This window comes from Rhodobium gokarnense (genome assembly GCF_025961475.1).
Taxonomy (GTDB): domain Bacteria; phylum Pseudomonadota; class Alphaproteobacteria; order Rhizobiales; family Rhodobiaceae; genus Rhodobium; species Rhodobium gokarnense.
The window spans coordinates 246,377-269,755 of sequence record NZ_JAOQNS010000006.1 but is presented as its reverse complement, the minus strand read 5'-3'; the positions used below and the strand labels follow the sequence as shown (position 1 = coordinate 269,755).

At 67.2% G+C, this 23,379-nt stretch carries 22 protein-coding genes and 1 riboswitch; of the genes, 7 read left to right on the top strand and 15 right to left on the bottom strand.

The window, feature by feature from the left end; translation table 11 throughout:
* Positions 1–117 precede the first annotated feature (117 nt).
* Complete coding sequence (locus M2319_RS12795) at positions 118–624, bottom strand: DUF721 domain-containing protein (protein WP_264601845.1); 507 nt, start codon at positions 622–624, stop codon at positions 118–120.
* A gap of 167 nt (positions 625–791) precedes the next feature.
* Between M2319_RS12795 and mutY the strand changes: the two genes are divergently transcribed.
* Positions 792–1,883 carry an A/G-specific adenine glycosylase gene (mutY, locus tag M2319_RS12790; protein WP_264601844.1) on the top strand — a complete coding sequence of 364 codons (1,092 nt, stop codon included), beginning with the start codon at positions 792–794 and terminating at the stop codon, positions 1,881–1,883.
* A 9-nt stretch (positions 1,884–1,892) separates the two neighbouring features.
* Here the strand turns inward: mutY and M2319_RS12785 are convergent, their stop codons facing one another.
* On the bottom strand, positions 1,893–3,023 hold the full coding sequence (locus M2319_RS12785; protein ID WP_264601843.1) for a site-specific DNA-methyltransferase: 1,131 nt from the start codon (positions 3,021–3,023) through the stop codon (positions 1,893–1,895).
* Positions 3,024–3,247: 224 nt separating this feature from the next.
* On the opposite strand from M2319_RS12785, the gene M2319_RS12780 reads away from it, so the two are divergent.
* A complete protein-coding gene (locus M2319_RS12780) occupies positions 3,248–4,732 on the top strand; it encodes an AMP nucleosidase (protein WP_264601842.1) in 1,485 nt (494 codons plus the stop codon).
* A gap of 116 nt (positions 4,733–4,848) precedes the next feature.
* The gene (locus M2319_RS12775) at positions 4,849–6,057 is read left to right on the top strand and encodes an MFS transporter (RefSeq protein ID WP_264601841.1); all 1,209 of its coding nucleotides are present in this window, start codon (positions 4,849–4,851) and stop codon (positions 6,055–6,057) included.
* Between the two features lie 3 nt (positions 6,058–6,060).
* Here M2319_RS12775 and M2319_RS12770 read toward each other — a convergent pair whose 3' ends face one another.
* From M2319_RS12770 to M2319_RS12760, 3 genes are all read right to left on the bottom strand, one after another.
* Positions 6,061–6,327: a DUF2312 domain-containing protein gene (locus tag M2319_RS12770; RefSeq protein ID WP_264601840.1), complete on the bottom strand. Its 267-nt coding sequence runs from the start codon at positions 6,325–6,327 to the stop codon at positions 6,061–6,063.
* Between the two features lie 123 nt (positions 6,328–6,450).
* Positions 6,451–6,789, bottom strand: coding sequence for a DUF1244 domain-containing protein (locus M2319_RS12765; protein ID WP_264601839.1), 339 nt, complete (start codon positions 6,787–6,789; stop codon positions 6,451–6,453).
* Positions 6,790–6,913: 124 nt separating this feature from the next.
* On the bottom strand, positions 6,914–7,741 hold the full coding sequence (locus tag M2319_RS12760; RefSeq protein ID WP_264601838.1) for an N-formylglutamate amidohydrolase: 828 nt from the start codon (positions 7,739–7,741) through the stop codon (positions 6,914–6,916).
* Positions 7,742–7,826: 85 nt separating this feature from the next.
* Between M2319_RS12760 and M2319_RS12755 the strand changes: the two genes are divergently transcribed.
* The 3 genes from M2319_RS12755 (at position 7,827) to pyk (ending at position 10,876) form a co-directional block, all read left to right on the top strand.
* Positions 7,827–8,750 carry a DMT family transporter gene (locus M2319_RS12755; RefSeq protein ID WP_264601837.1) on the top strand — a complete coding sequence of 308 codons (924 nt, stop codon included), beginning with the start codon at positions 7,827–7,829 and terminating at the stop codon, positions 8,748–8,750.
* Positions 8,751–8,987: 237 nt separating this feature from the next.
* The gene (locus tag M2319_RS12750) at positions 8,988–9,443 is read left to right on the top strand and encodes a DUF1036 domain-containing protein (protein WP_264601836.1); all 456 of its coding nucleotides are present in this window, start codon (positions 8,988–8,990) and stop codon (positions 9,441–9,443) included.
* Complete coding sequence (pyk, locus tag M2319_RS12745; protein WP_264601835.1) at positions 9,440–10,876, top strand: pyruvate kinase; 1,437 nt, start codon at positions 9,440–9,442, stop codon at positions 10,874–10,876. Before M2319_RS12750 ends, pyk begins: the two co-directional genes overlap by 4 nt.
* 157 nt (positions 10,877–11,033) lie before the next feature.
* Here the strand turns inward: pyk and M2319_RS12740 are convergent, their stop codons facing one another.
* The 10 genes from M2319_RS12740 to M2319_RS12695 form a co-directional block, all read right to left on the bottom strand.
* Positions 11,034–12,017: an alpha/beta fold hydrolase gene (locus tag M2319_RS12740; protein ID WP_264601834.1), complete on the bottom strand. Its 984-nt coding sequence runs from the start codon at positions 12,015–12,017 to the stop codon at positions 11,034–11,036.
* On the bottom strand, positions 12,014–12,754 hold the full coding sequence (locus tag M2319_RS12735) for a tetratricopeptide repeat protein (RefSeq protein ID WP_264601833.1): 741 nt from the start codon (positions 12,752–12,754) through the stop codon (positions 12,014–12,016). The genes M2319_RS12740 and M2319_RS12735 overlap by 4 nt, the downstream gene beginning before the upstream one ends.
* 226 nt (positions 12,755–12,980) lie before the next feature.
* The gene (ykgO, locus tag M2319_RS12730) at positions 12,981–13,106 is read right to left on the bottom strand and encodes a type B 50S ribosomal protein L36 (protein ID WP_111436743.1); all 126 of its coding nucleotides are present in this window, start codon (positions 13,104–13,106) and stop codon (positions 12,981–12,983) included.
* Between the two features lie 150 nt (positions 13,107–13,256).
* Entirely contained in the window at positions 13,257–14,564 is a 1,308-nt protein-coding gene (locus M2319_RS12725) for an HlyD family type I secretion periplasmic adaptor subunit (RefSeq protein WP_264601832.1), read from the bottom strand.
* 5 nt (positions 14,565–14,569) lie between these two features.
* Positions 14,570–16,315 (bottom strand): type I secretion system permease/ATPase, encoded by a 1,746-nt coding sequence (locus M2319_RS12720; protein WP_264601831.1) that lies wholly within the window; start codon positions 16,313–16,315, stop codon positions 14,570–14,572.
* Positions 16,316–16,499: 184 nt separating this feature from the next.
* Positions 16,500–18,080 carry an aminomethyl-transferring glycine dehydrogenase subunit GcvPB gene (gcvPB, locus tag M2319_RS12715; RefSeq protein ID WP_264601830.1) on the bottom strand — a complete coding sequence of 527 codons (1,581 nt, stop codon included), beginning with the start codon at positions 18,078–18,080 and terminating at the stop codon, positions 16,500–16,502.
* Positions 18,077–19,423, bottom strand: a complete 1,347-nt coding sequence (gcvPA, locus tag M2319_RS12710) for an aminomethyl-transferring glycine dehydrogenase subunit GcvPA (protein ID WP_264601829.1) — start codon at positions 19,421–19,423, stop codon at positions 18,077–18,079. The genes gcvPB and gcvPA overlap by 4 nt, the downstream gene beginning before the upstream one ends.
* Before the next feature lie 144 nt (positions 19,424–19,567).
* Positions 19,568–19,939 (bottom strand): glycine cleavage system protein GcvH, encoded by a 372-nt coding sequence (gene gcvH, locus M2319_RS12705; RefSeq protein ID WP_264601828.1) that lies wholly within the window; start codon positions 19,937–19,939, stop codon positions 19,568–19,570.
* Between the two features lie 46 nt (positions 19,940–19,985).
* Positions 19,986–21,128, bottom strand: coding sequence for a glycine cleavage system aminomethyltransferase GcvT (gcvT, locus tag M2319_RS12700; protein WP_264601827.1), 1,143 nt, complete (start codon positions 21,126–21,128; stop codon positions 19,986–19,988).
* Positions 21,129–21,280: 152 nt separating this feature from the next.
* Positions 21,281–21,382, bottom strand: a riboswitch (glycine riboswitch).
* A gap of 132 nt (positions 21,383–21,514) precedes the next feature.
* Positions 21,515–22,108 carry a hypothetical protein gene (locus M2319_RS12695; RefSeq protein WP_264601826.1) on the bottom strand — a complete coding sequence of 198 codons (594 nt, stop codon included), beginning with the start codon at positions 22,106–22,108 and terminating at the stop codon, positions 21,515–21,517.
* 263 nt (positions 22,109–22,371) lie between these two features.
* On the opposite strand from M2319_RS12695, the gene ispH reads away from it, so the two are divergent.
* The gene (ispH, locus tag M2319_RS12690; protein ID WP_264601825.1) at positions 22,372–23,343 is read left to right on the top strand and encodes a 4-hydroxy-3-methylbut-2-enyl diphosphate reductase; all 972 of its coding nucleotides are present in this window, start codon (positions 22,372–22,374) and stop codon (positions 23,341–23,343) included.
* The last annotated feature ends 36 nt before the right edge of the window (positions 23,344–23,379 follow it).

Genomic DNA, 23,379 nt, shown 5'->3' with positions numbered 1-23,379 from the left:
AGTCGTGCGGCGCGGCGCCGGCACGGGGATTGGCGTCGTTATCATCAACTGCCACCGAACGGGGCAAATCACAATATGGCGATGAAAAACGGCGACGCGCGGGCAATGGTCAATGGATCAGCGACGACCGCGGTCGCCGAGGGTGGCGCGGCCGAGCCGGTCGAGCGCTGCGCGCAGGGCATCGTCGTCGATGCCCTCAAGGCTTTCGGCGAGGGCCGCCTCGGCATTGGCGTCGAGGGGACCGGGCGCCTTCGTCTTCGGCGCATCGCGCCTTGCGAGCGGGCGCTGGACGATGCGGACGCGGTCAACGGCGCGCCAGCCGAGGAAGCCGTTGATGCGTTCCAGGATCTGCGGCAGTTCGTGTTGCAGCAGCAGCGCCGCCGCCCCTTCGCAGCGAAGGTGCAGGGTCGCCGGCGCGTAGTCGTCCTCGTCGTGGCGCGGCCAGCTCAGCTTTTCCGGCTGGGTCACCGCGCCGTAGCGCACGCCGACGATGTCGGGCCAGTGGGTCAGGATGTCGGCGGCGGCAAAGCCGCGCTTGCGGCAGGCAGGCGCAAGCGCCCCGCCGATCAGCTCGGCAAGCGGCATGGCGCGCCCGCGGCGTTTCTTTGAAGGCTCGGAGGCCATTCTTCTGTTCGTCCCTCGCCGCACTTCGTTGCCGTCAAGACGGCGGCGGCGTCCTGCCTGGAATCCTGCGCCCGCAAGCGCCCGCCGGTCAATCGCTTCCATGCTGTCATATGCAGCGATGCGAACGCGCGGCTTGATTTTGCCAGCGGTTGCCCGATACCTGCGGCATGGACCAGACCGCCCCCGCCACCATCGACACACGCCCCTTGCTCGACTGGTACGACCGCAACGCAAGGAAGCTTCCTTGGCGCGTCGGACCAGGGGATAGAAAACTCGGCGTCGTTCCCGATCCATATCACGTGTGGCTGTCGGAAATCATGCTGCAACAGACGACGGTGGCGGCTGTTGGCCCCTATTTCCACGCTTTCCTCAGGCGCTGGCCGGAGCTTGCCGACCTCGCCGCGGCAAAGACCGACGACGTCATGGCCGCATGGGCGGGCCTCGGCTACTACAGCCGCGCGCGGAACCTGAAGAAATGCGCTGAGGTGCTGGCCGCCGAGCATGGCGGCAAGTTTCCCGAGACCGAGGCGGGGCTGCTGTCCCTCCCCGGCATCGGCCCCTATACGGCGGCAGCGATTTCCGCCATCGCCTTCGACCGGCCCGCGACCGTCGTCGACGGCAATGTGGAGCGGGTGGTGGCCCGGCTCTTTGCCATCGACACGCCGCTTCCCGACGCCAAGCCGGAGCTGAAGCGGCTTGCGGCCACCCTCACCCCGTCGACGCGCCCCGGCGACTTCGCTCAAGGCATGATGGATCTCGGCGCGACGATCTGCACGCCGACCAGGCCGGCCTGCGCGCTCTGCCCGTTCCTCGGGTCCTGCAAGGCGCAATCGGAAGACCAGCCGGATCGCTTTCCGGTGAAGGGCGCCAAGACGCCGAAACCGACGCGCAAGGGCGCGGCGTTCGTCTGCCGGCGCAAGGACGGGGCGATCCTGCTCACAAGGCGACCGCCGAAGGGACTTTTGGGGGGCATGGCCGAGGTGCCGACAACGGCATGGACGGCGGACTTCGATCCGGACGGGGCGCTCGATGCCGCGCCGTTTTCGGCCAATTGGCGACAAGCGACGGGGCCGGTGCGGCACGTCTTCACCCATTTCCGGCTGGAGCTCGACGTCTATGCGGCCGAGATCGGCAAGGCGCCTGCGCCGGACGGGCACTGGTGGGAGCCGGCGGCAACGCTCGACGAGGCGGCGCTGCCGACGGTCATGCGCAAGGTCATCGCGCATGCCTTCGAAGACGCTCTGAAGCCGAAGCGCTAGCCCGCTCGGTCAGGCGGCCATGCCGTCACGGATGATCTGGCGCAGGTCGTCGATCGGACGCCGCGCCTTGCCTTCGGCAAAATGCCAGTAGGTCCAGCCGTTGCAGGCTTCGAGCCCCTGGACATGGGCGCCGATCTTGTGGATCGAACCGGTGACACCACCCGTTTCCAGTGAGCCGTCGGCACGGACCACGGCCGTGTTCCGGCCCTTGGAACAGGTCAGCTCCGTCCCCGGCGCGATCAGCCCGGCTTCCAGCAGGCGGCCGAAGGGGATGCGCGGCTGGGCGCGCTTGCCCTTGGTGGTCTCCAGTGCCAGGTCCGGCGCCGGCTCGACCGCGTCGATGCGCTTCATGGCGGCATCGGCATAGGTACGATCTCGTTCGACGCCGACGAAGTGGCGGCCGAGACGCTTGGCGACGGCGCCGGTGGTGCCGGTGCCGAAGAAGGGGTCGAGGACGACGTCGCCGGGATTGGTGGACGACAGCAGCACCCGGTAGAGCAGCGCCTCGGGCTTCTGGGTCGGATGGACCTTCTGGCCGTCCGCGTCCTTCAACCGCTCGCCGCCGGTGCACAGCGGCAGGGTCCAGTCGGAGCGCATCTGAAGGTCGTCGTTGAACGCCTTCAGGGCTTCATAATTGAAGGTGTAGGACTTGGCCTTGCGGTCGCGGGAGGCCCAGATCATCGTCTCGTGGGCGTTGGTGAAGCGCTTGCCGCGGAAGTTCGGCATCGGGTTCGACTTCAGCCAGACGACGTCGTTGAGGACCCAGAAGCCGAGGTCCTGCAGCACCGTGCCGACCCGGAAAATGTTGTGGTAGGAGCCGATGACCCATAGAGTGCCGCTCGGCTTCAGCACCCGGCGACAGGCCAAGAGCCAGGCGCGGGTGAAGGCATCGTAGGCGGCAAAGGACTCGAACTGGTCCCAGTCGTCGTCGACGGCGTCGACCTTCGACTGGTCGGGGCGATGCAGCGCCCCTTCGAGCTGCAGATTGTAGGGAGGATCGGCGAACACCACGTCGACGGATGCCGACGGCAGCTTTTCCAGTTCGGCGACGCAGTCGCCAAGGAGGATCCGGTCGAGCCAGGCCGGCTCCTGGGAGGGACGGGGCGCCGTCGCCGGCGCCCCTTTACGCTTTACACTCATTGCGACGCACTACCTTACGCAACTATGAGCATGAGAGTGGCCCGACACGGTAAAGACCCGGTTAAAGCGCCGGGACAAATTTACTTTCTGTGTCAACGGTTTGTTTACCCTGTGGCAGAGCCATGGATGCTTCCACAGGTTGAATCTGCCGGGCGTCGAGGGCGTTTGCCGCCGGCAAAACACCGATGCGCCAAGGCGTTAGGCGAATACGAACGGATTGCATGATGGACACCGTGAATACACCAGATATCGACCTCGCACCGCAGTGCGCGCGGCGCTCCTTCGACGATCCGGCCGCCGCCGTCGACCATCTGATTGCGCTCTACGAGACCGCGACGGCCCATATCAGGGCCCGGTTCGACGCGATGCTTGCCGGCGAGGTGCTGGAGAGGCGGGTGCGTGCCTTCTATCCGGAGATCCGGTTTTCCAGCGACACCTATTCACGGGTCGATTCGCGGCTCGCCTACGGCTTCGTCCCCGGCCCCGGACACTATGCCACGACGGTGACACAGCCGGCCCTCTTTGCCACCTATCTGCACGAACAGCTCGACCACCTGATCGCCAACCACGGCACGGCGGTGCATATCGGCCCGTCGGAAACGCCGATCCCGCTCCATTTCGTCTTCGACGACGACACCCATCTCGGCGGCCATGCTCCGGACCCGGCGCAGAAGCCGCTACGCGACATCTTCGACGTGCCGGACCTTGCCGTCACCGACGACGCCATCGTCAACGGCACCCACGTCACGGCGCCGGACGCCGCCCTGCCACTTGCCCCGTTCACCGCGCCGCGGGTCGACTACTCGCTGCACCGGCTGCGCCATTACACGGCGACCAGCGCGGAGAATTTCCAGAACTTCGTGCTCTTCACCAACTACCAGTTCTACGTCGATGCCTTCTGCCGGATGGCGCGGGAGATGATGGAGACCGGGCGCGGAGGCTACGAGGCGTTCGTCGAACCCGGCAACCGGGTGACGCGCTCGGGCGGTGAAGCCGACGGCGCGCTTCCCGACCGGATGCCGCAGATGCCGGCCTATCACCTGACCCGGCCGGATCGCTCCGGCATCACGCTGATCAACATCGGCGTCGGCCCGTCCAACGCCAAGACGATCACCGACCACGTGGCGGTGCTCAGGCCGCACGCCTGGCTGATGCTCGGCCATTGCGCGGGGCTCAGGAATACCCAGAAGCTCGGCGACTATGTGCTCGCCCACGGCTATGTGCGCGAGGACCACGTGCTCGATGCGGACCTGCCGACCTGGGTGCCGATCCCGCCGCTCGCCGAGATCCAGGTGGCGCTGGAACAGGCGGTGGCGGAGATCACCGGGCTTTCGGCCTGGGAGCTGAAGCGGGTGATGCGCACCGGCACGGTCGCCACCATCGACAACCGCAACTGGGAACTGCGCGACCACCGCGAGCCGGTGCAGCGCTTCTCCCAGTCCCGCGCCATCGCGCTCGACATGGAATCGGCGACGATCGCCGCCAACGGGTTCCGGTTCCGGGTGCCCTACGGAACGCTTTTGTGCGTCTCAGACAAGCCGCTGCATGGCGAACTGAAGCTGCCCGGCATGGCCAACGCCTTTTATGACCGGCAGATCGGCCAGCACCTGGAGATCGGCATCAGGGCACTGGAGAAGCTTCGCGAGATGCCTCCGGAACAGCTCCATTCGCGCAAGCTCCGCAGCTTTTCCGAAACCGCCTTCCAGTAGCGGCCGGCCCGGGCTCACTCCGATTGACGTACTGTTTTCGCCTCGGTCCCTAGTCGGCGGGTGTGCTGCGGTGTATTTGAGGCGTTTCCGCCCTTGCGATTGCGACATCCCTCAGAATGACCGCCGAGCCTCAAACGACCTCCTGGAGCCGCGTCACCGCCGTCTTTCTCGTCGGCGTCTCGGCCGCGTTCCTGATCGGCAAGGTGCCGGCGGCGCTGCCGCTGCTCAGGGCCGAACTCGGCCTCAGCCTGTTCCAGGCCGGGCTGGTGGTCTCCATGTTCACCATCGTGACGGCCGTCACGGGCATCCTCTTCGGTGCCTTTGCCGATCGTTTCGGGCACCTTCGGATCGCCGCGGTCGGCCTCTGCTTTGCCGGCGTCTCCAGCGCCCTCGGCTCGCTCGCCAACTCCGCCGTGCCGCTGATCGCCAGCCGCGCCGGGGAAGGCATCGGCTTCGTGCTGGTCTCGGTTTCCCTGCCGCCGCTGCTCTCCCGGCTGGCGCGACCGGAGGATCGGCCGAAGGCATTCGGCCTATGGGGGGCGTTCGTTCCCGGCGGCGCGGCCTCCATGCTGCTCATCAGCGGCGCCCTCCTCGACGATGTGGGCTGGCGCGGCATGTGGATTGCGATCGCGGTCAGCTACGTGTTCTTCGCGGGCCTGATGGTCTGGGCAACGAAACCCGTTGCAGCGCGCCCCGAGACAGCGCGGACCACATCGACGGGAGGGTCGTTCCTTGAGGTTCTGAAGGTGCCGGGGCCGGCGCTGCTTGCCGGCATCTTCGGCTGCTATTCCAGCCTCTATCTGGTGGTCACCGCCTTCGTGCCGCTGATCCTCGTCGAACAGGCCGGCTGGTCGCTGCCGGCCGCCGCCACCGCGGGCGCCGCCGTGATGGCCGCCAATGCGGGCGGCAACCTTGCCTCCGGCTTCCTGCTGTCGAGCGGATTCAAGCGGGCGCAGGTCATCCAGGCGACGGCGCTGACCATGGCCTGCGGCGGATCACTGGTCTTTCTCGATCCCCTGCCGATCTGGCTTAGGATCGCCGGTGGCGTCTTGTTTTCCGGCGTCGGCGGCGCCATTCCCGGCTCGCTGTTTTCCGCCGTCGCCGTGCACGCGCCGACGCCCGGCCACGCTTCGACCGTCAACGGCTTCATGTTCCAGGGGGTATCGATCGGCCAGTTCGTCGGCCCGGCGATCACCACATGGATCGTCGGGCTCGTCGGCACCTGGACCGGCGCGCTGATCTACGTCTGGCCGGTCGCGCTTCTGTGCATCTTCCTTGCCGCGCTTCTCGGTCGCGTCGAAACGCGGCGGCTGGAAGGAATCTAGGCGCTACTCTTCGATGTCGCCGCTGGGCGCCATGCCAAGGGCGTGCATGTAGAGGTCGAGGAGGGCTTCCTGCTCCTGGCGCTCCGCCGTGTCCTGCTTGCGCAGCTTCAGCACCTGGCGCATCACCTTGGTGTCGAAACCGGTCGCCTTGGCCTCGCCGAAGACGTCCTTGATGTCGTCGGAAATCGCCTTTTTCTCTTCTTCCAGGCGCTCGATCCGCTCAACGAACGAACGAAGCTGGCCGGCCGCAACGCCACCGGGTTCCGCCATAGTCCTGCCTCCTCAAATCACCGCGTCCAAACAAATCCCGTCCCCGCGAAGGCGGGGCCGCAGGCATGCATCAAGCCGCGACGGCGGTCAAGACGGTTCCGCCGCACGGCCGGCATGCCGGCCTTATTCCTTGTGGTCTTCCTTGGCATCGGGCCGGCTCTTTTCGTAGGCAGCCATCTGGGCGGGCGTCGCGTCAGCCTGGTAGCGCGCCTTCCAGTCGTCATAGGGCATTCCGTAGACGATCTCGCGCGCATCGCCTTTTTCAAGGTCAATGCCCTTTTCGGCGGCCGCATCCTGGTACCAGTTGGACAGGCAATTGCGGCAGAAGCCGGAAAGGTTCATCAGGTCGATGTTCTGCACGTCCGTGCGGCCGCGCAGATGCTCCACCAGCCGGCGGAACACGGCAGCCTCGATCTCGGTGCGCTCTTTCTCGTCGATGCCGGCGGACGGATCGTTCGCCATCTTTTTCTCCCCTTATGTATTTGCGTTCAGGCGCCACGCAGGCTTTACGCCGCATGGGCGGCGGCGCCCGTTCGGGCTTGCGACGCCTGACGGCGTCGGTGGTCCATACTATCTGGTTCAGAGGTCAGCCGCAGCGCGAGCCGAAATGGCGGATCTCGTTGAGATCCGGAATCTCCAGGATCTCGGTCAGGATCGGCTCCAGCCGGTCGGTCCATTCGCCGACGCCCTCGTCGTCGGCGATGAGGTCCTGGCGGACCTCAAGCAGCGCGTGGGCGATGCCCCGGCGCGTGCCGTGGCGATAGAGCGTGTCGTTCTTCAGGGCACCGGTATAGGGCTCGTTGTCGCCGACGACCAGGTGCGGGTCGGCGCGGAGCTTGTCGATCAGCGGCACGGCGAAGCGCGGGTCGTTGTCCCAAAGGATGCCGGCATGCCAGGGCCGCGGCCAGCCGCGCCAGACCGGCGTGTAGGAGTGGACCGAGAACACGGCCGGCGGCCGGCCGCGCTCGACCCCGGCGTCGATCGCCGCATTGATGGCGTCGTGATAGGGCCGGTAGTAGCGCGTGAGGCGGCGCTGTTTTTCCGCCGCGTCCGCCCGCGCATTGCCGGGGATGATGGCGCCGTCGGAGAGCCGCATCAAAAGCGTCGGGTCGTCCTCGCCGCGATTGGGATCGATCAGCAGCCGGGAAAAGGTCGTCAGCAGCGCCGGCACGCCGAGGCGGGCGGCGAGCGCGCGGGTCAGCGCCCCGGCGCCGATGTCGTAGCCGATATGGCGGGCGAGATCCTCGGGTCCGAGGCCCAGCGATCCGTATTCCGGCGGCAGCGCGTTGGCGGCGTGGTCGCAGATGATCAGGAGGCCGCGGTCAAGGTCGCCGGCGATCCGTTCGATCGGATCGAATCCGGCCTGTTCGGGCGTCGCGACCGCCGCGGCGTCTTCGTGGTAGGTTTCAAGCATGCGTAAATAATAGTGACCTTGTCGGGAACTTGCCATACGAGGGACCGGCGTTTCTTGCAGACCTCCATCCCGGTTTTCGCCGCCCATGAGCCCGCCCTCCTCGCCCGTCCCGAGCCCGCCGCCGGCGCCCGCCCCGTCCTTCGCGGTGGCGTTTACGGCCCTCGTTGCCGGCGCAGTGGCGATGGGCGTGTCGCCGGTGTTCGTGCGCTTTGCCGAGGTCGGGCCGTTCACCAGCGCCTTCTGGCGCGTGGCGCTGTCGCTGCCGTTCCTCTATCTCTGGGCCCGGCTTGAGGCCGACCGGCAGCGCCGGCGCACGGGAACAACCGCCGAGGCAACGCCGTGGACGCGGGCGCAGGTGCTCGCCGGCCTCTTCTTCACCGGCGATCTCATCTTCTGGCACCTTTCGATCCTCAACACGACGATCGCCAACGCCACGTTCCTGGCCACCATGGCGCCGGTCTGGGTGGTGCTCGGCTCGGGCCTGTTCATCGGGGAGGCCGTCAGCCGCGCCTCGCTCGCCGGCCTTGCGCTCTGCCTTGCCGGTGCCGGAACGCTGGTCGGCTCCTCCTACAGCTTTGCGCCCGACCGGCTGACCGGCGATCTCTTCGGCATCTGCACCTCGCTCTTTTTCGGGCTCTATTTCCTGGCCGTCCGGGCCGCGCGGCGGACAGCGCCGACCGGCGTCATCATGTTCCGCTCGTCGATCGTCACCGCGCTCTGCCTCTTCGGCTTTGCCGCCGCGATGGAGGGAAGCTTCCTGCCGGAGACCGTCATCGGGCTGTCGGCGCTGCTGGCGCTGGCGCTCCTTGCCCATGTCGGCGGCCAGGGACTGCTCGCCTATGCGCTCGGGCATCTTTCGGCCGTCTTCTCCTCCCTCGTCATCTTCATGGAGGCGATGACGGCGGCGGTCGTCGGCTGGATCGTGCTGTCGGAAGCGCTCGGCCCACTGCAGATCGCCGGCGGGGCAGCCATCGTCGCCGGCATCTGGGTGGCGCGGCCGCGCGACTAACGCACGGAAAACAGCAGCTTCGCCACGAAAATGACGTTTTCACCCAATTGAAGCTGAGGGTCGCAGGCCCATGCGCGCCAGGGCCCCGCGGGCAGCGTCGACATGCAGCGTTTCGTTGACAATGCCGGGCTGGCGTCGCATTAGAGCAGTTCCCGACCGATCGGATTGAGACCGGACCTTCGATACGGAACCGGTAGACATCTCAAGATCTTCGCCGCCACGGATTGTTGTCGCCCCATGGCACCACTCAGTCAACTGACCCGGACAGCCCTGATCGCCGTGACGATTCTGGCCGGAACGGTCCTGACCGGAACAGTACCGGCGCTCGCCGACTTCCGCATGTGCAACCGCACAGGCGGCATGGTCGGGGTGGCCATCGGATACCGTGATGCCAAGAGCTGGGTTACCGAGGGTTGGTGGAACCTTCCACCGGATCAATGCGAGACTCTGATCCCGGGGCCGCTGAATTCGCGGTTCTATTACATTTACGCAATAGACTACGATCAGGGCGGCGAATGGAGCGGCAAGGCATTCATGTGTACGCGTGAGAAGAAATTCACCATCAACGGCATCGAGGAGTGCGTGGCGCGCGGCTTCGAGCGCACCGGGTTTTTCGAAATCGACACCGGCGAACAGCGCACCTGGACGGTCCAGTTGACGGAACCGACCCAGGCAGGCACGGTCAGCCGATGACCCGCGCACGCAACGTCAAGATCCTCGCCACCCTCGGCCCGGCCTCCAACACCCGCGAAAAGATCGCCGAACTGTGCCGCGCCGGCGCCGACGTCTTCCGCATCAATATGAGCCATTCGAGCCATGAGATGCTGAACAACTACGTGGCGATGATTCGCGACGTGGAGGCCGATGTCGGCCACCCGATCGGCATCCTGGTCGACCTGCAGGGCCCGAAGCTGCGCGTCGCCACCTTCGCGGACGATGCCGTAGAGCTGGAAGACGGCGCCACCTTCGTGCTCGATTCCGATCCGACGCCCGGCGACGTCCATCGCGTGCACCTGCCCCACCCTGAGATCCTGAGCGCCCTGAAGCCCGGCGACCGGCTGCTGCTCGACGACGGCCGGCTGAAGCTCGTCGTGGAAGACTGCGACGCCACCTCCTGCACGACGAAGGTCGTCAACGGCGGCAAGCTCTCCAACCGCAAGGGCGTCAGCGTTCCCGACACGACCATCGATTTCGGCGCCCTCACCCCGAAGGACCGGGCCGACCTCGACGCCGCCGTCGCGGCCAATGTCGACTGGATCGCCCTTTCCTTCGTGCAGCGCGCCGAGGATATCGCGGAGCTGCGCAAGCTGGTGCGCGGGCGCGCCGGCTGCCTTTCCAAGATCGAAAAGCCCCAGGCGCTGGAAGCCCTCAACGAGATCATCGAACTCTCCGACGCCCTGATGGTGGCGCGCGGCGACCTCGGCGTGGAAATGCCGCTGGAACAGGTCCCGGGCCTGCAGAAGCGGATCACCCGCGCCTGCCGGCGCGCCGGCAAGCCCGTCGTCGTCGCCACCCAGATGCTGGAATCGATGATTTCCTCGCCGGTGCCAACCCGCGCGGAAGTCTCCGACGTCGCCACCGCCGTCTTCGAGGGCGCCGACGCGGTCATGCTGTCGGCCGAATCGGCCGCCGGCGACTTTCCGGTCGAGGCCGTCTCGACGATGAACAAGATCGCCGAGGAAGTGGAGCAGGACCCGGTCTATCCGGACCTCCTGCGCGGCCAGCGCACCGAGCCGGAGGCGACCGGCGCCGACGCGATCGCCGCCGCCGCCCGCCAGATCGCCGAAACGCTGCGGCTCTCCTCCGTCGTCTGCTATACCTCGTCGGGCGCCACGGCGCTGCGCGTGGCGCGCGAGCGCCCGTCCAACCCGATCATCGCGCTTTCTCCTGTCGTGGAGACCGCGCGCCGGCTCGCCCTCATCTGGGGCCTTCGCTGCGTCGTCAGCGAGGACGCCCAGCACGAGGCGGACATGGTCGACAAGGCCTCGCGCATCTCCTTCCGCATGGGCCTTGCCCGCCCCGGCCAGCGCATCATCATCGTTGCCGGCGTTCCCTTCGGCACGCCCGGCTCGACCAACATGCTGCGCATCGCCTTCGTCGGCTCGGACGGCAGCAGCGGGATTTAACGCTTTTTTCGGGCGATAACCCCATCAGGCGTCATTGCGAGTGAGCGAAGCGAGCGCGGCAATCCAGGGGCCGCACGCTCCGAGCCAGCGGCCCCTGGATTGCTTCGCTGCGCTCGCAATGACAGCTTGTTCTGCCCCCTCAAAACCGCTTCCCGTTTCAGGCAACCGTCTCCGCCGGTTCCTCGCCCCGTGCAGCCACCTCGTCGATGGCGGCAACGACCGTGTCGGTGCGGGTGTGGTGGGGCATGTGGCCGGCGTCCGCAACGCGGATGAGCCGCGCGCCGGCGATGTCCCGTTCCAGGCCCACCGAATGGATGTGCGTGTAGACGATCCTGTCCGCATCGTCGGCGATGATCGCGGTCGGCGCTGAAATTTCCCGATAGCGCGGCGACAGCGCCGTGACATGGCCGATGAGACCGGCGATGTCCTCGGCATTGGCGCGGAAGGTGGCAGGCCGCAGCGACAGGTCGATATGGGCGTCCTCGGCATAGTCGTCCGGCGGCTCGGCCGGGGAAAAGACGCTGCGGATGCCGCGGTCGCGGGCCAGCTTGGCGATCGGCAACACCAGCACCTCGCAGAAGATGCGGCCGATGACAGGCATCGCGGCGAGCCGGTAGTACCAGGTGACGCCGCCTTCCCAGGGATGGGTGGCGGGCGCCAGGAAAACGAGGCCGGCGGTCTTTTCAGGGTGATGGACGGCGAAGGCCGCGGCGACCGAGCCGCCCCAGGAATGGCCGAGGACGATGGCGCGCCCGATCCCGAGCTCCGACATCAGCCCGGCGATCCGCCCGGCCTGGGCCGTGGGAGCCGCATCGCCGCGCCCTGCCCGCGCGCTCCAGCCGTGGCCCGGCCGGTCGACCAGGAGGAGGCGATAGCGGCCCTGAAGCCGCGCCCGCAAGGCCAGCATCGGATCGCGGAGATTGCCGCTGGCGCCATGGATCAGCACCAGCACCGGCGCGTCCGGCCGGTCCGCCGGAACGTCGACGAAATGCACCGCGGTGCCGTCGACCGCGCGGCGGGTGCCCGTCGGCGGATAGATGCCGTCGATGGTGATGGCGCGCAGCCGCGAATAGACGGCGAGCGCGAGGGCGACGACCAGCAGCGACAAGAGCACGTCGGCGCCGAAACCGGGTGTCGTCAAATCTGCCGGCCTTCCGCCTTTTCGGAGAGTTCCTTGATTTCCTTCAGCGCCTGCTCGTTGCGGGGGTAGATCTCGATCAGCCGCTTGTAGGCATCGAGCGCGCGCTCCTCGTTGTCGAGGTTTTCCAGGATCACGGCAAGGCCGTTGATGGCGCCGAAATGGCGCGGCTCCATCTCAAGGGTGCGGTGGATGTCGGCGAGCGACCTTGCGTAGTCGCGGCGCAGGAAATGGACGGTCGCGCGCTTGTTCCAGCCTTCCACGAAATCCGGTTTCAGGCGGACGACCGCATCGAGCAGGTCGAGAGCGAGCGCGTAATCCTTGGCGTGGACGGAGACCAGCGCCCGTGCCATCAGAAGGTCGATGGTCGCGCTGCCGGACTGCAGCATCGTCTCGGCGATGCGCGCCGCCGTCTTCTTGGCGTCCTCGTCGCTCCTGGCCGCTTTCAGATCGGCGAAGAGGGCATCCAGCCGTTCGGCCCGCGTCTTGGGGGCGGGAGCCGATTCTTCGGCAGCCTCCTCGTCGACGGGCGCACCGGGCAGCACCTCGCCGCCGCCGTCCGGCATGCGCTCCGGCAACGGCACGGCACCGAAGGTCTCCGGATCGGGCTCCTCGGTGTCCATGTCGGGGGCGGTTTCCGTCTCCGCGGCATAGGCGGCACTGAGGGCGCCGGCACCAAAGGCGAGCGTGAGCGCCAGGAATGCGGCGGCAAGGCGTTTTGTCGTCGGGATCGTACTCATGAAAGAGAGGATAGTCCCGGCGCGGCCCACGTCAATTTGCGTCACGCAAACTTGTTGGATGGGGCTTTGGTTTACGGTTGCGCGCCGCCGCGCGAGCTTTGCAGTGCAGGAACCGCAAACGGTCCAACAAAAAAAGCACCGCGCGAGGCACGGTGCTTTTCCAACGCCGAAAACCGCGCCCGTTAAAAACGGGCGGCGGCCAGATCTCAAGAAGCGGTCAGCGGGCTCAGCCCTGGCGGGCCTTGAAGCGCGGGTTCTTCTTGTTGATGATGTAGATGCGGCCGCGGCGGCGAACCATGCGGTTGTCGCGGTGGCGGGTCGCAAGCGATTTCAGCGAATTCTTGATCTTCATTGTTCTGTCCTCGTCGGCGATGTCGGTCGCGACTGAAAACCAAAAAAAGCGCGCCGAACGCGCGCCCATGTCTCGGGCCGGAAAATAAGGGCGCTCCGGCGCCTTTGTCAACCGCCCCGGCGGCGGCAAAACGGCCCTTGCCCGCCTTTTCTACTGCTCGCGGAAGGTCCGGCGGAACTGGTCTGCCAGCGGCTTCACCAGATAGCTGATGACGCGGCGGTCGCCGGTGGTGATGAAGACCTCCGCCGGCATGCCGGGCACCAGGACGAGTTCACCGAGCCGGGCCAGCTCATCGTCGGCGATGTCGAGCCGGACGGTGTAGTAGGAGGTGTTGGTCGCCTGGTCGAAGGAGAGATCCGGCGAGATCGTCTTGACCTTGCCGGAAAGCTGCGGCGTGGTGCGCTGGTTGAAGGCGGAGAACGTCACCCGCGCCGGCTGGCCGGCCTGGAGCTGGTCGATGTCGACCGGCGAGATCCGCGCATCGACGACGAGGCTGTCAGCGATCGGAATGATCTTCACGAATGTCTCGCCGGGCTGGATGACGCCGCCGACCGTGTGCACCTTCAGTTCGTGGACGATGCCGGAGACCGGCGCGCGGATGTCGGAGCGGTTGAGCTGGTCCTGGGCGGCGACGCGGCGCTCGCGCAGCTCCGCCACCTTGGCCTGCACGTCCTGCAGTTCCTTCAGCACCGATTCGCGGAAGTCGCGCTCCACCTGCAGGAGCTTGAGCTGGGTCTCGGAAATCTGGCCCTTGGTGACGGCGATCTGCGAGCCGAAGGCGCGCTCCTCGCCGACGAGCCGGGCGGCGTCGCGCTTCAGCGCGTTGATGCGCGTGACCGGCACGTGGCCCTTCTTGTGCAGCTCTTCCAGGCCCTCAAGCTCCTTCTCGATGAGCTCGATCTCCTCGCGTTTGGAACGGCGCTGGGCTTCCAGGCCGACGATCTGGTCGTTGAGCTGGACGATCTTTTCCCGGTTCTGGGCAAGCTGGCCCTCGACGGCCGATTTGCGCGCGATGAAGAACGTCGTCTCGCCCTCCACCGCCTTGACCGCGTCGGGCTTGACGCCCGCGCCGAGGAGGTGGTCCGGGAAATCGATGCTGTCGCGCTGGTCGCGTTCGGCTTCGAGCCGCGCCATGCGGGCCTCGTAGTCGACGAGCTGGGCGGCGATGATCTCCAGATTGGCGCGCAGCAGCGTCTCGTCGAGCCGGACGAGCAGGTCGCCGGCCTTCACCCGGTCGCCGTTCTTGACGCGGATCTCGCCGACGATGCCGCCCTCGCGGTGCTGCACCTCCTTGGCGCTGCCTTCCACGACGACCATGCCCGAGGCGACGACGGCGCTGGAAATATGGGCGAAGGCCGCCCAGCCGCCGATGCCGCCGGCAAGCAGCGCAACGGCGACGAAGCCGGCGACGAGATACCGTCCGATGGTCTGGCTGACGGGTTTTTCAGGCTTTGCCATGGCCGCTACCCGCTGCCTTTCTGGCTGGTCTCGGCGCCCTGTACCGGCTGGGCGCCGACCTGGGGCCGCTGTTTCATGATCTTGGCAAGGATCTCGTCGCGCGGACCGATCGCCGACTGCTGGCCCTCCTCCACGACCAGCAGGCGGTCGACGGCAACGACCGCACCGGCCCGGTGGGCGACGATGACGACGATGCCGCCCCTTTCCTTGACCGTGCGGATGGCGTGGGTGAGCGCCGCCTCGCCGTCGCCGTCGAGATTGGAGTTGGGCTCGTCGAGGACGATGAGGAACGGGTCGCGGTAGAGCGTGCGGGCGAGCGCCAGGCGCTGGCGCTGGCCGGCCGAGAGCACCGCGGCCCCCTCGCCCACTTCGGTGTCGTAGCCTTCCGGCAGCCGCACCACGAGGTCATGCAGCCCGGCAAGGCGCGAGGCGGCGATCACCGCCTCGGACGTGCGCTCCGGATCGAAGCGCGAGATGTTGTCGGCAACGGTGCCGGAAAAGAGCTCCACGTCCTGGGGCAGATAGCCGATATAGCGGCCGATGTCGTCCTCGCGCCACTGGTCGAAGGGCGCGCCGTCGAGGCGGACCGAGCCTCTGGCCGCCGGCCAGACGCCGACGAGGGCGCGGGCAAGGGTCGACTTGCCGCTGCCGGAGGGGCCGATGACGCCGAGCGCCGTGCCGGCGGTGAGCTCGAAGCCGACATTGGCGACGGTCGGCTTCTGGGCGCCGGGCGGGACGACGGCGAGGTTTTCCACGGTCAGCCGCTCGCGCGGCGGCTCCAGGCGCGTGCGCTCCTGGTCGGGCAGGATCGTCAGGGTCTGCTTCAGGCGGCGGAAGGCCTGGCGTCCCTGGATCAGGCCGCGCCAGTTGGTCACCGCCTGTTCGATCGGCTGCAGCGCCCGCGTCATGATGATGGAGGCGGCGATCATGGTGCCCGGCGAAATCTCGTTGAGGATCGCCAGCCAGGCGCCGACGGCAAGGATCAGCGACTGCAGGAACAGGCGGAACACCTTGGTGATGACGGAATAGCCGGAGGTGCGGTCGACGGCGTTGGAATAGGCCCGGACATAGCCATCATTGACCTCGCCCCAGACCTTGGCGAGCGCGCCGCGCATGCCCATGCCGCGCACGACCTCGGCGTTGCGCCGGCCGGCCTCGGCAAAGGTCAGGCGCCTGCCGGTCATCTTGTTGGCCTCGGCGAGCGCCTTGCGGGTCGAGAAATCGGTGGCAAGCGCGATCACGAACAGGAACAGCGCGCCGCCGACGGCGACAAGGCCGAGGACCGGATGGAAGATGAAGATCAGGGACAGGTAGACCGGCATCCACGGCATGTCGAACAGCGCCGTGATCGCCGGACCGGAGAAGAACTGGCGGACCTGGTCGATGTCGCGGATCGGCTGCACCACCTCGCCGCGCGGGCCGGCGATCAGCGGCGCCTCGATATAGGTCTCGAAGGCCGTCGGCCCGGCCTCCTCGTCGAAGCGGTGGCCGATGCGCACCAGCACGCGCTGGCGGATGAACTCCAGGATACCAAGGAAGCCGTAGAGCGTGACGACGAGGACGGAGAAGGCGAGCAGCGTCGGAATGCTGTGGCTGGTCAGCACGCGATCGTAGATCTGCAGCATGAACAGCGGGCCGGTCAGCATCAGAATGTTGATGACCATGGAAAAGATGCCGACCCCGACCAGCGCCTTGCGCGAGGTCGCGACGATCCGCTCGATCAGCTTGCTTTCGGCCTTCCTGGAATCCATTCGCCGTCCCAATGCCGTAACCGGCCGGTGCGCGCACCCCGGCGCGACATCGTTCCTAAATAGAAGGCGGGCCGCAATTGCGCAACGCCCGGCCCGCCGGCGTTTCCAATCCGGTAAGCATAGGGGGCGTTGCGTTTAGAAAGCGTGACGACGCCGCACGGCACCCCGCGGCGTCAATCTTGGCCTATTCGGCGGCGTCCGCCGCCTGCGGTTCGGGCGGCGTCCATTTCAGCACCGGATGGCGGGCGGCGGCCGTCTCGTCGAGGCGCCGGCGCGGCGCGTACCAGGGCGCACCCTTGAAGCGGTCGACCTCGCCGCGTTTTGCCCGCATGACGAGGTCGCGGAGCGTCGCGACGAAGAGATCGAGGCTGGCCTTGGATTCCGATTCGGTCGGCTCGATCAGCATGGCGCCGTGGACGACCAGCGGGAAATACATGGTCATCGGATGGAAGCCCTCGTCGATCATCGCCTTGGCGAAATCGAGGGTGGAGACGCCTGTGTCGTCGAGGAACGAATCGTCGAACAGCACCTCGTGCATGTAGGGCCGCTCGCCGAAGGGCAGGCTCATGACGTCCTGCAGGCCGGCGCGCACATAGTTGGCGTTGAGGACGGCGTCCTCGGACGCCTGCCGCAGGCCGTCGGCGCCATGCGAGAGCATGTAGGTCATGGCGCGCACGAACATGCCCATCTGGCCGTGGAAGGCCGTCATGCGGCCGAAGGGTTTTTGGCCGTCCGCCTCGGCGTCGCCGAGCGTCTCAATGAGCTCAGGGCCGTCTGCGGTCATCTTCACATAGGGCAATGGGGCGAAGGCCGAGAGCCGCTCCGACAGCACCACCGGGCCGGCGCCGGGGCCGCCGCCGCCATGGGGCGTGGAAAACGTCTTGTGCAGGTTGATGTGCATGCAGTCGACGCCGAGGTCGCCCGGCCGGGCCTTGCCGAGGATGGCGTTGAGGTTGGCGCCGTCGCAGTAGAAATAGGCGCCGGCCTCGTGGACCGCTTTCGCGATCTCGACGATGTCGCGCTCGAACAGCCCGCAGGTGTTGGGGTTGGTCAGCATGATGCCGGCGACGTCGTCCGACAGGCGCTCGATGACGGCGGCGGGATCGACCGTACCGTCCTTGCGGGCGGGGATGGCGACAACCTTGTAGCCGAGGAGTGCCGCTGTCGCCGGGTTGGTGCCATGGGCGGATTCCGGGACCAGCACGATGGAGCGGTCCTCGCCATGGGCGGCGTGGGCGGCCTTGATCGCCATCATGCCGCAGAGTTCGCCATGGGCGCCGGCCTTCGGGCTCATGGCGACGGCTTCCATGCCGGTCGACACGCAGAGCCAGCGGGCGCATTCGGCGATCAGCTTCAGCGCGCCCGGGACGGTGGAGACCGGCTGCAAGGGATGGACGTCGGCAAAGCCCGGCAGCCGCGCCATCTTCTCGTTGAGGCGCGGATTGTGCTTCATGGTGCAGGAGCCGAGCGGATAGAGCCCCATGTCGATGGCGTAGTTCTTCTGGGAAAGCCGCACGTAGTGGCGCATGGCCTCCGGCTCGGCGAGACCCGGAAGGTCGAGCGGCTCGCTGCGCTCCAGGCCGCCGAGGCGGGACGTCACGGCGCTGTCAGGCTCGGGCAGGTCGACACCGGTCGCCTCAGCGGTGCCGACGTCGAAGATGACCGGCTCCTCGATGCGGAGCGCGCGGTTGCCGGTGAAGGTGTCCGGCATCGTGCTTTCGACCTCGCCCGGCGCGGTGGGGCGGCCTTCGCGGTTCATGGTCATGCCAGCACCTCCGTCAGGGCTTCCGCATAGGCTTGGCGGTCGTCGTCGGAATTGATCTCCGTCGCTGCGACGACGATGAGGTTTGCGAGGTCGTCGTCATCGGGTTCCAACCGCGAGACCGGCACGCCGCCGAGGACGTCCTTTTCTGCCAGCGCCTCGATCACATCGGATGCCGGTTTCGGCGTGCGGATGGTGAATTCGTTGAAGAAGCTCTCGTTGAGCACCTCGACGCCCGGGACACCGGCAAGCGCGTCGGCGAGCTTGACCGCGCTCTGGTGGTTGAGCATCGCCAGCCTCTTCAGGCCCGCAGCACCCAGCAGCGTCATGTGGATGGTGAAGGCGAGCGCGCAGAGGCCGGAGTTGGTGCAGATATTGGAGGTCGCCTTTTCCCGCCGGATGTGCTGCTCGCGGGTCGACAGCGTCAGCACGTAGCCGCGACGGCCCTCGGCGTCCGTCGTCAGGCCGGCAAGCCGGCCCGGCATCTGGCGCACGAAGTTCTGGCGGGTGGCGAAGAGGCCGACATAGGGGCCGCCGAAATTGAGGGAATTGCCGATCGACTGCCCCTCGGCGACGACGATGTCGGCGCCCATGGCGCCCGGCGGCTGCAAGGCGCCGAGCGAGACGATTTCGGTGACGACGGCGATCAGCAGCGCCTTGTGCGCATGGGCCTTTTCGGCGATGGCCGTCAGGTCCGTGAGCTGGCCGTAGAAGGACGGGGTCTGGACGACGACGCAGGAGGTGTCGTTGTCGATTTCGTCGAGGATCGCCTCCGTGCCGGCGGGATCGGGAGCGAGGCAGACGAGGTCGTCGCCGGCCATGTCGGAGAGGTTCCTGACCACCTCGCGATATTGCGGATGGAGGCCGCCGGAGAGCACCGCCTTCTTGCGCCGGGTCAGCCTGTGCGCCATCAGCACCGCCTCGGCCGTCGCCGTCGAGCCGTCATACATGGAGGCGTTGGCCACATCCATGCCGGTAAGCCCCGCGACCTGGGTCTGGAACTCGAACAGGGTCTGCAGCGTGCCCTGGCTGATTTCCGGCTGGTAGGGGGTGTAGGCGGTCAGGAACTCGGAGCGCTGGATGAGATGGTCGACGGTCGCCGGCACGTGGTGGCGATAGGCGCCGGCGCCGACGAAGAAGGGCACGGAGCCGGCAGCGACGTTCTTCGCCGCCATCTTCGACATCTGCCGCTCCACGGACATCTCGCCGGCCGCCTTTGGCAGGTCGACGAGGTCCTTGAGGCGAACGTCCTCGGGGATATCGACGAACAGGTCGTCAATGGCGGCAACGCCGATGCGCTGGAGCATGTCGGCGCGGTCGGTGTCGGTCAAAGGCAGGTAGCGCATGGGAGGGTCGCTCGCTTGCGTGTCGGGTTCGGGTCGGCCGCCTCATGGATTGCCGCGTCGGCCTTGCGGCCTCCTCGCAATGACGGTCACACTGGCGTCATTGCGAGCGGAGCGAAGCAATCCAGGAGCGGCGCCCGCCACCCCTCAAAGGTCGGCGATGTGGGCCTTGTAGGCCTCAGAATCCATCAGGCCGTCGAGCTCGCCGGTGTCCGAGAGCTTGACCTTGAAGAACCAGGCGCCGGTCTCGGCCTCGGCGTTGACCTTTTCCGGCGCGTCGGTGAGGGCCTCGTTGACCTCCACGACCTCGCCGGAGATCGGCGCGTAGACCTCGCTGGCGGCCTTCACCGATTCCACGACGGCCGCGTCGCCGCCCTTTGACAGCGCCTTGCCGACATCGGGCAGCTCGACGAAGACGACGTCGCCGAGCTGGTTTTGGGCATAGTCGGTGATGCCAACCGTGCCGACGTCGCCGTCGAGTGAAATCCATTCATGGTCCTTGGTGAAATAGACGGTCATCGGTTCGTCCTCGTCAGGTGATCTTGTCTGGTTCGTTGGGAGGTCATTATTTGGGCTTGCGGTAATAGCGCTGGGGCACGAAGGGCATGTCGACGACCTTCGCCTTCAGCGCCCGGCCGCGCACCATCAGGTCCAGCTCGGTGCCTGTGGCGGCGCAGTCCGCTGCGACATAGCCCATGGCGATCGGCGCGCCGACGGTGGGACCGAAGCCGCCGGAGGTAACGCGGCCGACGGCCTTTCCGTCCTTGACGATCTCGGCGCCCTCGCGGGCCGGCGCGCGGCCTTCCAGCGCGAGGCCGACACGTTTTTCCGCCGGGCCGCTCTCCATCTCGGCGAGGATTTTTTCTGCACCCGGAAAGCCACCTTCCTCGCGGCGGCGCTTGGAAATCGCAAAGAGGAGATCGGCCGCGACCGGCGTCGTCTCCTTGTCGATGTCGTGGCCGTGCAGGCAGAGGCCGGCTTCGAGGCGCAGGGAATCGCGGGCGCCGAGGCCAACGGGCTTCACCTCGTCCTCGACGACGAGCGCATCCCAGACGGCAACCGCCCTGTTGGCGGCAACGGAAATCTCGAAGCCGTCCTCGCCGGTGTAGCCGGAGCGGCCGATATGGCAGTCGATGCCGTCGAACGCCGCACTGTTTGCTGCCATGAACGAAAGGTCGCCACACTTATCGCAGTGCCGCGCCATGACCTCGGCCGCCTTCGGGCCCTGGATGGCGATCAGCGCCCGGTCCTCGGAGACCTGGAGTGAGACGTCCGGCGGCAGGGCGGCGCGAATGACGGCGTAGTCGGCGTCCTTATTGGCGGCGTTGACGACCAGATAGAGCCGGCCGTCATCGGCCGGATCGGCCGAGCGCGTGACCATCAGGTCGTCGAGGATGCCGCCGGCGTCGTTGAGCAGGAGCGTGTAGCGGATGCGGCCGGGCTTCAGGCCGGCGATGTCGCCGGGGACGAGTTTTTCAAGCGCGGCGGCCGCCGTCGCGTGGTCCGGGCCGGCAAGGAACGCCTGGCCCATATGGGAGACGTCGAAAAGGCCGGCATTCTCGCGCGTCCAGGTGTGCTCGGCCAGGATGCCCTCATACTGCACCGGCATCTCGTAGCCGGCGAAGGGCACCAGGCGCGCGCCGAGGGCGGCATGACGGGCGTGAAGCGGCGTCTGCTTCAGGTCGGGATCGGATGTGGTATCGGCCATTCTGGTCCTCGGGCAAGGGGTCAGCGGCGAAAGTCCGGCGATGCCGGAAATTTCGCGCCTCCTCTGTCCCGAGACCTGAGAGATTTCCCGGCGGCAAGCCGCCGGTTACTCCTTCGGTGAGCCCGTTGCCGGGCCGCTTTCCAGAGTGTCGCTGGGCTTGCGCGGTCCCTTTGCCTGAGAGTTTCCGAGGCAGTTGCTCCTTCGGCGCCGGCCGCGGCCCTGACGGGTCCGCCGGTCTCTCCCGCACACGCTTGCGCGCCCGGTTGCCCGGACGCCGGCCGACTCGCGACGCTCGTCAGCCGATCGCATTCTTGTGGCGCAATGTCGCGGAGTCAATGGCCCAGAAATGTCAGACCCGCAGCCGCGACACCAGCGACCGTTCGAGGCTATTTCTTGCTGCTGTCGAAGCCGACATAGATGCGGAAGCGTTCCGTCGTGTCGACGACGACTTCCTCGTCGATGAACGCCCAGGGCACCGACCCCTGGCCCTCCGGCATCTGGACGACGACGTCGTGCAGCTTGGTGTAGAGGACCTGCTGCTCCTTTTCCTCCAGCTTCGGGATCAGCGCGACGACCCTGAGCGGCAGGTGGACAGTGCCGGCGCCGCCCTTCGGCCCGGTGATGACGCGGCCGGAGACGCCGACACGCATCCTCAGCACGCCCGTGGAGCGATTGCATTCGCGGGCCGTGTCGGTCAGCGTGCCCTGGTAGCGGATCTCGCCCTTGTCGGCGCCGCGCCCGCCCGTGGTCACCAGATAGGTCTGGGTGCCGGCGCGGATCGTCACCTTCGGGCAGTAGCCCTGCGGCGTGGTGATTTCCTTGTCGACCTCCTGGGCCGGCTCGCTCGAGCCGCGGATCAGCTTGCCGTAGAAGGTATCGGCCGGGGCGACCCCCTCGTCGGACGAACAGCCGGCGACCAGCGCCAGGCCGAGGGCGCAGGCGGCCACGGCAACTCCCCTGAACGCAAAGGCGCGTTTCATGGTCAAACTCCACTACCCTTTTCCAGGACGCCGGTGACGGCGCCCCGCCGGCCCCGCCGGCAAGAATTCCAACGCGTCTCTATAGCAAGGACGAAAGCGCTTGGCGACGGGGGAGCGATTAAGATGCAATCGAGTCGATTCCGAGGCACCTTGCGATAGGGAGTTTTCCGCCCTGACCAGAGGCCGCGCGGCCGCGCCCCTTGACACCGGCGCCCCCCGCCCCTCAATACCTCAGTGATCCTTCACCACCAGGCGGCAGGACGATGACAGCAGCAGCGCCGAAACAGCCCCTCACCCTGAAGCTCTGCGCGCCGCGCGGCTTCTGTGCCGGTGTTTCGCGGGCGATCCAGATCGTCGAAGAAGCGCTCGCGCGCTACGGCGCGCCGGTCTATGTGCGCCACGAGATCGTCCACAACAAGTATGTGGTCGACAGCCTGAAGGCGAAGGGCGCGATCTTTGTCGACGAATTGGACGAGATCCCCGAGACCGATGCGCCGGTGATCTTTTCCGCCCATGGCGTGCCGAAGAAGGTGCCGGAGGCGGCCGCCTCGCGCGGCCTCTTCTTCCTCGACGCCACCTGCCCGCTGGTCTCCAAGGTGCACAAGGAGACCATCCTGCACCACCGGCGCGGCAAGGAGGTGGTGCTGATCGGCCATCGCGGCCATCCGGAAGTGGTCGGCACCATGGGCCAGGTGCCGGACGGCGCGGTGCATCTGGTGGAGACGGTGGAGGACGCCCGGACATTCGAGCCGAAGTCGCCCGAGGCGCTCGCCTTCACCACCCAGACAACGCTCTCCGTCGACGACACGGCCGAAATCATCGCCGCCCTGACGGAGCGCTTTCCGAGCATCACCGCCCCGCACCGGGAAGACATCTGCTACGCCACGACCAACCGCCAGGCCGCCGTCAAGGCGGTGGCGCCGACCGTCGATGCGATGGTGGTGGTCGGCGCGCCGAATTCCTCCAACACCCAGCGCCTGCGCGAGGTCGCGGAGCGCCTCGGCTGCAAGCGCTCGGTCCTCGTCCAGCGCGCCGAAGATGTGAATGCGGAGAGCTTCCGCGAGTTTGCATCGGTCGGCATTTCCGCCGGGGCCTCGGCGCCGGAGGTGCTGGTGGAGGAAATCATCGACGCCTTTGCCAGGGAATTCGACGTCACCGTGGAGACCGTGGTGACGGCGGAGGAATCGATGGTCTTCGGGCTGCCGCGGGAGCTGCGCGAAGGCGTCGAGGCCTGACAACGGACTGAAAGATCGGGTTCGCCAACACCGAAC